The following is an 8416-nucleotide window of genomic DNA, read 5'->3' on the forward strand; positions in this document are numbered from 1 at the left end:
ATCCTCAACCAGCCGATCATCGCCTCCAACCGCGCCGGCCAGTACGACATCGTCGCGACAGTCGTCGGCGGCGGTCTCTCCGGCCAGGCTGGCGCCGTGCGTCACGGCATCTCCAAGGCGCTGACCTACTACGAGCCGACGCTGCGCGCCGTGCTCAAGAAGGGCGGCTTCCTGACCCGCGACAGCCGCGTCGTCGAGCGCAAGAAGTACGGCAAGGCCAAGGCCCGTCGTAGCTTCCAGTTTTCCAAGCGCTAAGCACTTCGCAGCTTCAGACAATCGAAAAGGCCGCCTCCGGGCGGCCTTTTTGTTTGCGGCTCGGCAGTCACCCCACCCACGCCTACGGCGCGACCTTCCCATCAAGGGGAGCTAGAAGAGCGCGGCGCCCTACCTCCCCTCAATGGGAAGGTCGGCGCGGAGCGCCGGGTGGGGTGACGGCGCCGGAAACAGGTCAGGCCTTGCCGCCCTTGATATAGTCGATGAACGCCCGCAGCGGGGCCGGAACCAGGCGCCGGCCGGGATAATAGAGAAACGGTCCGGGAAAACTCTGCCACCACGGTTCGAGCACGGGCTCAAGAGCGCCGCTGTCGAAGTAAGGGCGCAGCCAGCCCTCGAAGAGGCCGATGATGCCGGTGCCGGCAATAGCCGCGTCGACGGCAAGATCCGTCGCCCCGCCGATCCGCACGATCAAGGGGCCTGTCGGATCGACCCGCACCACCTCGCCGTCTCGCTCGAATTCCCAGGGCAGCATCGCACCGCTGGCAAAGCGCCCACGCACGCAGGAGTGGCCAAGCAGGTCGCTCGGGTGTTGCGGGCGGCCATGGCGATCAAGATAGGCAGGGCTGGCGGCCGTGGCGAAACGCTGCACGCGCGGTCCGATCGGCACCGCGATCATGTCCTGCTCCAGCCGCTCGTCATAGCGGATGCCGGCATCGCAGCCGGCCGCCAGCACGTCGACGAAGTTCTCGTCGGCGATCACCTCCAGCCGGATACCGGGATAGGCGGCGAGGAAACCCGGCACGATATCGGGCAATATCAGCCGCGCAGCACTGACCGGCACGTTGAGACGCAACGAGCCAGCCGGCCTGTCGCGAAAGCCGTTCACCACGTCCAGCGCCGCCTCCACCTCCGACAGCGCCGGGCCGAGCCGCTCCAGAAGGCTGAGGCCCGCCTCGGTCGGGACAACGCTGCGCGTCGTGCGGTTGAACAGCCTGACACCGAGCTGCACTTCCAGGCGACGCACCGCCTCACTCAGGCCGGAGGCGCTGCCGCCGCTCGCACGCGCGCCGTCGCGAAAGCCGCCGGCGCGCGCCACCGCCACGAAAGCATTCAGATCGCTGAGGTCCATCATTGTTCGCCATTCCGCACGGCCTGTGTGGATTGTACCGGATTATCACGAGGTTGGGCAGCGCCTATCTCTGCCTCCTCAAGGAGATCAATCATGTCCAACATCCAACAATCCGGCACCTTCGCCCCCGCCACCTTCAAGCTTGGCAGCCGCACCGTGAAGCGGCTCGGCTACGGTGCCATGCAACTCGCGGGACCCGGCGTGTTCGGGCCGCCCAAGGATCATGACGCGGCATTGGCCGTGCTGCGCGAGGCGATTGCGCAAGGCGTCGACCATATCGATACCAGCGACTTCTACGGTCCGCACGTCACCAACCGGCTGATCCGCGAGGCGCTGGCGCCCTACCCCCAAGATCTCGTCATCGTCACCAAGATCGGTGCCCGGCGCGGCGCGGATGGATCGTGGCTGCCGGCCTTTTCCGCGGAAGCGCTCACCCAGGCGGTACACGACAATCTCAGCAATCTCGGGCTCGAGGTGCTCGACGTCGTCAACCTACGCATCATGTTCGATACCCATGGCCCCGCCGAAGGATCGATCGAAGCGCCGCTTACCGTGCTGGCCGAGCTCCAACAACAGGGTCTGGTCAGGCACATCGGGCTGAGCAACGTGACGCCGGCGCAGATCGCGCAAGGACGGGGGATCGCCGAGATCGTCTGCGTGCAGAACCAGTACAATCTGGCGCATCGCGGCGACGATGCCCTGATCGACGATCTTGCCCGCGATGGCATCGCCTATGTGCCGTTCTTCCCGCTCGGCGGCTTCAACCCGCTGCAATCCTCCACCCTGTCGGAAATCGCGGCGCGCCTCGGCGCCACGCCAATGCAGGTCGCGCTCGCCTGGCTGCTGCGCCGCGCGCCCAACATCCTGCTGATCCCCGGCACATCGTCGGTCGGGCATCTCGGGGAGAACCTCGCTGCGGCTGAACTGGAATTGCCACAGGATGCGCTTAGCGAACTGGACGGCGTGGCGCTAGCGGCTTGAAGCTAACCAATCTCCCCCCTCGTGAGGGAGATTGGCAGCGTCAGCCGCCGCTTAATTGATGCTCGCCGTATTCGCCGGCTCAACCGGCCGCGCCTCGTCGGCATAAGGCACGCGAAAACCATTCGCGGCCAGCCAGTCGATTGCCGCCTTCGGCTCGTCGGTCTGGATGATGGTGGCGCCGCGATCGGCCCAGAAACCCCAGCTTTCGCGCGGCAGGCTGGCCTGCACCGCCAGTTCGTCGCCGCGGCCGCCGGCGAGGAAGCCGCCCGGTTTGTTGGCGATGGCGTAGGTGTCGGCCCAGATGTGCCAGTTGCCCCTGACTGCGGCCGCGCGCATGCGCGTGCTGAACAGCGGCCCGCCCGTCTCGGTCAGCGTCTCGGCGCCTGCCCGCCAGTTGATCAACTCGATCGCGCGCGGCGAGAAGGCGCGGTCGACCGTCCCGGCGAAACCGGCGTCATGCACCGCGTCATCGGCGATGATCGGCATGAACTGGAAGCCGCCGCCAATGGTCTCCATGGCGGCCTTGACCGTGGAAATCCGTTGTGAATTCCACAGGTTCTCCTTGACGATGACCTGTTCGGCCATGCCGAGACCGCGAGCGACCGCAATCATGCCCGGGAGGGCGCCGACGTCGAGCTTGTTGTCGAGGTTGATGAGGATGCGGTTTCTGGTCGCCATCAGCATCTCGTGCAGCGTCGAGACTGTTTCACTTGTCGCCGCACCGGTGCCCTCGACCACCAGCCGGCATGTCTTCAGTTCGGCCAGCGTGTACATGACCACCTCGCCCTTGCAGGTCGTGGTGCGGTCGAGCCAGCTGTCATGCATGACGACGAACTCGCCGTCCTTCGAGCGCCTGATGTCGACCTCGACGATTTCGGCGCCCATGGCGATCGAGCCCTCCACGGCGGCAATCGAATTTTCCGCGTAGAGCGTCTTGCCGGCCTGCATGCTGCCGGCGCGATGCGCAGCCACCATGACGTGATCGCGCCATTGGTTGGCATGCTCGAAGCGGTCGAGGATCTGTCTGGCGCGGGTCTCGCCGGCCAAGGCCTGGCCAGAGGCGGCTGCCACGGCCGTGTAAAGCAGAAAACTCAGCCAGATGGTCCGCATCGAGAATCGCTCCTTGCCGGATCGACACCCGGATAGGCGACGCCCGTGACATCTGGGTGAACGAAGCCGGCTAGCGGAATACTCGCAGCAGGTGCGTCAGATGCGTTTCGAGAGCCTGCGGAACCACGCCATGGCCGGCATCTCGACAAAACGCCAGGTGATCCAGGAGGCGGCAATGGTAGCGGCGAGCATGACGACGATCGCCACCGCCCCCGTCCAGCCGGCACCGAAGCCGGTGGCAGGCTGGCCGCGCAGCATGAAGTCGCCGATCAGGCCAAGGCCGAGCTTGCGCTCGACGAGCCCCGCGACGTTGATCAGGCGCGCCTGGACGAAGATGTGGACCATGTAGATCGAATAGGACAGCGCGCCGAGCGTCAGCATGAACGGGGCTCTGAGCAAGGCGCTGATCCAGCCACCCTCATGGGCGAACAGAAACAGCGCCAGCGCGAACACCAGGGGTGCCGCGATGCCGAAGTCATTGTCGCCCGCCAGCGAAACGAAAAGCACGATGACGGCCACCATGACGATTTCGGCAAGGGTCCAGTCCATCCGCGGGCCGCCCCTGGCGAGAGCCTGTCGCGCCCCTGCAATGGAATCATGCTGAAACCAGGCCAGCAAGGCGCCGAGCGAGAAGCCGTACAGGCAACGGATGAAGCCGAAATCGAAGGACACATCCATATGATGGGTCGAGAAGCCGAGCAGGAACAGCGGCGCGGTGACGGCGGCCGCGACGAACCATATCCAGGCGCGCACGCCGGCGACGAAGACCACGCCGGCAAACAGGAGATAGGCGAAGAACTCGGCCGAAATGCTCCAGCTCGGCGCATTCCAGGTCAATTGATCCTCGAAGCCGACACCCTGCAGCAGAAGGAGATTGGCAAGCAGGCTGTTGAGGTCGAAGCCGCCGGTGAAGGGGGCAGCCCCCGTGCCGTGCAATTGCGGCAGCATCAGCCGCAGCAGCTCGAAACCGGCGAAGGCGGCAAGCATGAGCAGATGCAGCGGGTAGATGCGGCCGAAACGGACCAGGGCGAAACGCGCGACCTGTCCCGGTTGGTTGAGCCGATCGCCGTAGCTGCTGGCGATGACGAAGCCGGAAAGGACGAAGAAGAAATCGACGAACAGGTAGGACGAACCGATGAAGGCGCTTTGCGAAATCGTCGAACCGGTAGGAAAGTGAAACAGCGCCACCAGAAGCGCGCAGATGCCGCGCCACGAATCGAGGACCAGGAAGCGTTCGCCGGCGACCGTGCCGGTGTGGGTCGACGCCGCGGCACGGGTGGGGTTGAGAAACGCGGTCTGCGTCATGATGATACAATCCTGTCTTGCCGTGGCACTCGGGCAGCGCCATTCCGTCTCGCCAAGCTATGACTGGCATCTTCCGTGCCGGTTCTGTAGTTGTTGCAACCCGATGAAAAACGAGGATCCGTAATGGCGAACCACACCATCGACAACGCCTTCACCGCCCGTTCCAAAACGGGCGCCGCGTTCGAGCCGACCTATTCCGGCGCGCTGTCGTTCATGCGGCGCAAATACACCAAGGACGTGAAGGGCGCGGATGCGGTGGTGTGGGGTATTCCCTTCGATGCCGCCGTCACCAACCGGCCTGGCGCCCGCTTCGGGCCGCAGGCGATCCGCCGTGCCTCGGCGATCCTCGACAACGACCCGCAATATCCCTTTTCACGCGATCTGTTCGAGCATCTGGCGGTCGTCGACTATGGCGATTGCCTGCTCGATTCGGGCAACCATCAGAAGACGCCCGGCACGATCGAGCGCGAAGCGGCGAAGATCCTCAAATCAGGCGCCTTCCTGTTGACGCTCGGCGGCGATCATTTCGTCACCTGGCCACTGCTCAAGGCGCATGCCGCCATCCATGGTCCGCTCGCTTTGGTGCAGTTCGACGCCCACCAGGACACCTGGCCGGACGACGGCAAGCGCATCGACCACGGCTCCTTCGTCGGTCGCGCCGTCAAGGAAGGCATCATCGATCCCGACCGGTCGATCCAGATCGGCATCCGCACCCATGCGCCCGACACGTTCGGCATCAAGATCCTCCATGGCCATGAAATCGAGGAGATGCGGGCGTCCGACATTGCCTACGCCATTGTCGACCGCACCGGCGGCAAGAAGACCTATCTCACCTTCGACATCGACTGCCTCGATCCGGCCTATGCGCCCGGCACAGGCACGCCGGTTGCCGGCGGCCCGTCCTCGGCCAAGATCCTGTCGACTCTGCGCCAGCTCAACCAGATCGATATTGTCGGCGCCGATGTCGTAGAGGTTGCGCCGGCCTATGATCACGCCGATATAACGGCAATCGCCGGCTCGATGGTGGCCATGCAATATCTCGGTCTGCTTGCTGAACGGAAAGCCCGGCTTGAAGAGCTGAACAACGGCAATCACAATGGTGCCGCAGTGATTCAGGGTCAGGGCATATAGTCTTGAAAACTCAGGGAATTTGAACAACCCATGAAACCGAAAATCTTCATCGACGGCGAACACGGCACCACCGGCCTGCAGATCAGGGCGCTGCTTGCCGAGCGCGGTGATCTGGAGATCATTTCCATCCCCACCGAGCGTCGCAAGGAAACGGCGGCACGTGCCGAGTTCCTCAATGCCGCCGATGTCGCTATCCTGTGCCTGCCCGACGACGCGGCGAAGGAAAGCGTCTCGCTGATCGCCAACGACACCACCAGGGTCATCGATGCGTCGACCGCGCATCGCGTGGCGGAGGGCTGGGCGTATGGTTTCGCCGAGATGGACAAGGACCAGGCAAAGGCGATTGCCTCGGCAAAGCGCGTCGCCAACCCAGGCTGCTGGCCGCAGGGACCGATCGCGACGCTGCGGCCGCTGGTCACAGCAGGCCTGCTGCCGGCCGATTTTCCGATCACCGTCAACGGCATTTCGGGCTATTCCGGCGGCGGACGGCCGATGATCGAGGACTACGTCGCCAAGGGCGAGGACGCCTCGGAATTCCTGCCTTACGGCCTCACCCTGCAGCACAAGCACGTGCCGGAATTGAGGGCCTATGCAAGGCTGTCGCATGATCCGATCATGCAGCCGGCGGTCGGCAATTTCGCGCAAGGCATGATCACCGTGGTGCCATTGCAACTCGGCGGCCTCGACCATGTGCCGACCGGTGCGGAGCTGCATGCGGCGATTGCCGACCATTTCGCCGCCATCAAGGGCGGTGTGGTCGAGGTGGCGCCCTATGCGCATTCGGAGCGCATGCCGGAGATCGATCCGGAGATCTACAACGGCACCAACCGGATGAAGGTCTATGTCTTCGCCAACGACAAACGGGCGCAGGCCCTGCTGCTGGCGGTCTACGACAATCTCGGCAAGGGCGCCTCGGGTGCCGCCGTCCAGAACATGGATCTGATGCTCGGCCTCTGATGGACACGCCAGCCTTTCCGGCGCGCTGGAAAGTCAGCGCGCCCGAACTCGTTGCCGAGACCTTTTCGAGCCGCATCTGGAAGGTTTTGCGCGAAGACGGATCGCCGGCGATCGTCAAGGCGCTGAAGCCTTTCGATGACGTCGCCGACGAGTTGCGCGGAGAGCACTATCTCGCCTGGCGGCGCGGCGAAGGCGCGGTGCGTCTGCTCGGCCGCGACGGCCACAGCATGCTGCTCGAATATGCCGGTGAAACCCTGCTGCAGCAGGTTCTCGACGAACAGGGCGACTTTGCCGCGACCGCAATCGCGGCGGAGCTGATGGCAAAACTGTTTTCACGGGGGAAAGCCCCCTACCCGCCCGAGCTTCAGCCGCTCCGGGAACGCTTCGCCAGCCTGTTCGACAAGGCGAATACCGATCGCGACGCCGGCCTTGACAGCCTCTATGTCGAGGCAGCCGTCATCGCCGAGCGGCTGCTGGCCGATCCGCACGACATCAGGCCCCTGCATGGCGATCTGCATCACGAAAACATCCTGCACGGGCCGCGCGGCTGGCTGGCGATCGATCCGAAGGGCGTGCTCGGCGATCCCGGCTTCGACGCGGCGAACATGTTCTACAACCCGCTCGACCGGGACGATCTCTGCCTCGATCCGAAGCGGATCGCTGATATGGCCGAGATCTTTGCCAGAACACTGAGCCAGACACCGACCGCTATCCTCGATCATGCCATTGCCTATGGATGCCTGTCGGCGTCCTGGCATCACGAGGACGACAATGCGGTCGAGGAGAATCGCGAATTGTCGATCGTCAAGGCGATCCGGGCGGTGCGGGCAAGCTTCTGATCCGACCCAGTAGATCGGCTCGGGATCAGCCCCTGAGCGCTATTCCCGTCGGCAAGGGATAGGCGCCCTTGGTGCCGCGCCAATGGGCTGCTGCAAAGCCCAGCACGATCAGCGCAAATCCCTGATGGGTCAGCGCCATATGCAACGGCACATGCATGAGCAGCGTGCCGACGCCGATCGAGGCCTGCACCAGCACCAGTAGAAACAGCAGCGTCGCGCGGCGCGCATGCGTCGAGCCTGGCAGCCGCCGGCGCGTGGCGATCATGTGCCACAAGGCCACGACGAATACCGTGTAAGCGCCAAGCCGATGGACGAACTGCACCGTCTTCGGGCTCTCGAAGAAGTTGCGCCATGCCGGCTCGAGGATCAGCAGATCGCCGGGAATGATCTTGCCGTCCATCAGCGGCCAGGTGTTGTAGCTCAGACCCGCATCGAGCCCGGCGACCAGGCCGCCGAGATAGATCTGGATCAGCGCCAGCAGCACGATGAAGCCGGCCAGCCTCTGCGTCGACCTATCGGCGGCAGGCTCGGAATGCGGCGCCAACCCGCGCGCGACCACCATGGTGGCGGTGAAGATCAGTGCGGCAAGGGTCAGGTGGGTCGCCAGGCGGTACTGGCTGACGGAGACCCGGTCGACCAGGCCAGAGGCCACCATCCACCAGCCGATGGCGCCGCATTCCGAGCCTGCCGCCGATAGGTCGACGCAGAGGCTGGCCGGCTTCATCGTGCTGCTGGCGCTGATCCAGAT

The 8416-nt window shown here is 64.6% G+C and carries 9 protein-coding genes; 5 read left to right on the plus strand and 4 right to left on the minus strand.

The annotated features are described in order from the left end of the window. Positions 1-255 (plus strand): 30S ribosomal protein S9 (rpsI, locus tag EN884_RS16095; protein WP_128360626.1); only part of this gene is annotated, 255 nt, incomplete at its 5' end. A 193-nt stretch (positions 256-448) separates the two neighbouring features. Here rpsI and EN884_RS16100 read toward each other — a convergent pair. Continuing rightward, positions 449-1348 (minus strand): LysR family transcriptional regulator, encoded by a 900-nt coding sequence (locus tag EN884_RS16100; protein WP_013532207.1) that lies wholly within the window; start codon positions 1346-1348, stop codon positions 449-451. Positions 1349-1438: 90 nt separating this feature from the next. On the opposite strand from EN884_RS16100, the gene EN884_RS16105 reads away from it, so the two are divergent. Then, on the plus strand, positions 1439-2326 hold the full coding sequence (locus EN884_RS16105; RefSeq protein ID WP_063167782.1) for an aldo/keto reductase family oxidoreductase: 888 nt from the start codon (positions 1439-1441) through the stop codon (positions 2324-2326). Between the two features lie 51 nt (positions 2327-2377). Here the strand turns inward: EN884_RS16105 and EN884_RS16110 are convergent, their stop codons facing one another. Both EN884_RS16110 and EN884_RS16115 read right to left on the minus strand, forming a co-directional pair. Further along, positions 2378-3436, minus strand: a complete 1059-nt coding sequence (locus EN884_RS16110; RefSeq protein WP_013532209.1) for a glycerophosphodiester phosphodiesterase family protein — start codon at positions 3434-3436, stop codon at positions 2378-2380. Positions 3437-3532: 96 nt separating this feature from the next. Continuing rightward, entirely contained in the window at positions 3533-4741 is a 1209-nt protein-coding gene (locus EN884_RS16115; RefSeq protein WP_013532210.1) for an acyltransferase, read from the minus strand. Positions 4742-4864: 123 nt separating this feature from the next. Here EN884_RS16115 and speB point away from each other — a divergent pair, with 123 nt between their 5' ends. From speB to EN884_RS16130, 3 genes are read left to right on the plus strand one after another with little or no spacing between them, the layout of a single operon-like run. Then, positions 4865-5872: an agmatinase gene (gene speB / locus EN884_RS16120; protein WP_013532211.1), complete on the plus strand. Its 1008-nt coding sequence runs from the start codon at positions 4865-4867 to the stop codon at positions 5870-5872. Positions 5873-5902: 30 nt separating this feature from the next. After that, positions 5903-6829 (plus strand): N-acetyl-gamma-glutamyl-phosphate reductase, encoded by a 927-nt coding sequence (argC, locus tag EN884_RS16125; protein WP_013532212.1) that lies wholly within the window; start codon positions 5903-5905, stop codon positions 6827-6829. Then, positions 6826-7668: an aminoglycoside phosphotransferase family protein gene (locus EN884_RS16130; protein ID WP_199489656.1), complete on the plus strand. Its 843-nt coding sequence runs from the start codon at positions 6826-6828 to the stop codon at positions 7666-7668. Before argC ends, EN884_RS16130 begins: the two co-directional genes overlap by 4 nt. Before the next feature lie 25 nt (positions 7669-7693). Here the strand turns inward: EN884_RS16130 and EN884_RS16135 are convergent. Beyond that, the coding region (locus tag EN884_RS16135) for a COX15/CtaA family protein (RefSeq protein WP_245491938.1) at positions 7694-8416 on the minus strand (723 nt) is incomplete at its 5' end.

Source organism: Mesorhizobium sp. M7A.F.Ca.AU.001.01.1.1, assembly GCF_004022735.1.
Lineage (GTDB): Bacteria > Pseudomonadota > Alphaproteobacteria > Rhizobiales > Rhizobiaceae > Mesorhizobium > Mesorhizobium ciceri.

Excerpts from the sequence above, each read along its gene's own strand:
- EN884_RS16100 (WP_013532207.1), bottom strand. The coding sequence starts at position 1,348 with ATGATGGACCTCAGCGATCTGAATGCTTTCGTGGCGGTGGCGCGCGCC.
- speB (WP_013532211.1), top strand. The coding sequence starts at position 4,865 with ATGGCGAACCACACCATCGACAACGCCTTCACCGCCCGTTCCAAAACG.
- argC (WP_013532212.1), top strand. The coding sequence starts at position 5,903 with ATGAAACCGAAAATCTTCATCGACGGCGAACACGGCACCACCGGCCTG.
- EN884_RS16110 (WP_013532209.1), bottom strand. The coding sequence starts at position 3,436 with ATGCGGACCATCTGGCTGAGTTTTCTGCTTTACACGGCCGTGGCAGCC.
- EN884_RS16115 (WP_013532210.1), bottom strand. The coding sequence starts at position 4,741 with ATGACGCAGACCGCGTTTCTCAACCCCACCCGTGCCGCGGCGTCGACC.
- EN884_RS16105 (WP_063167782.1), top strand. The coding sequence starts at position 1,439 with ATGTCCAACATCCAACAATCCGGCACCTTCGCCCCCGCCACCTTCAAG.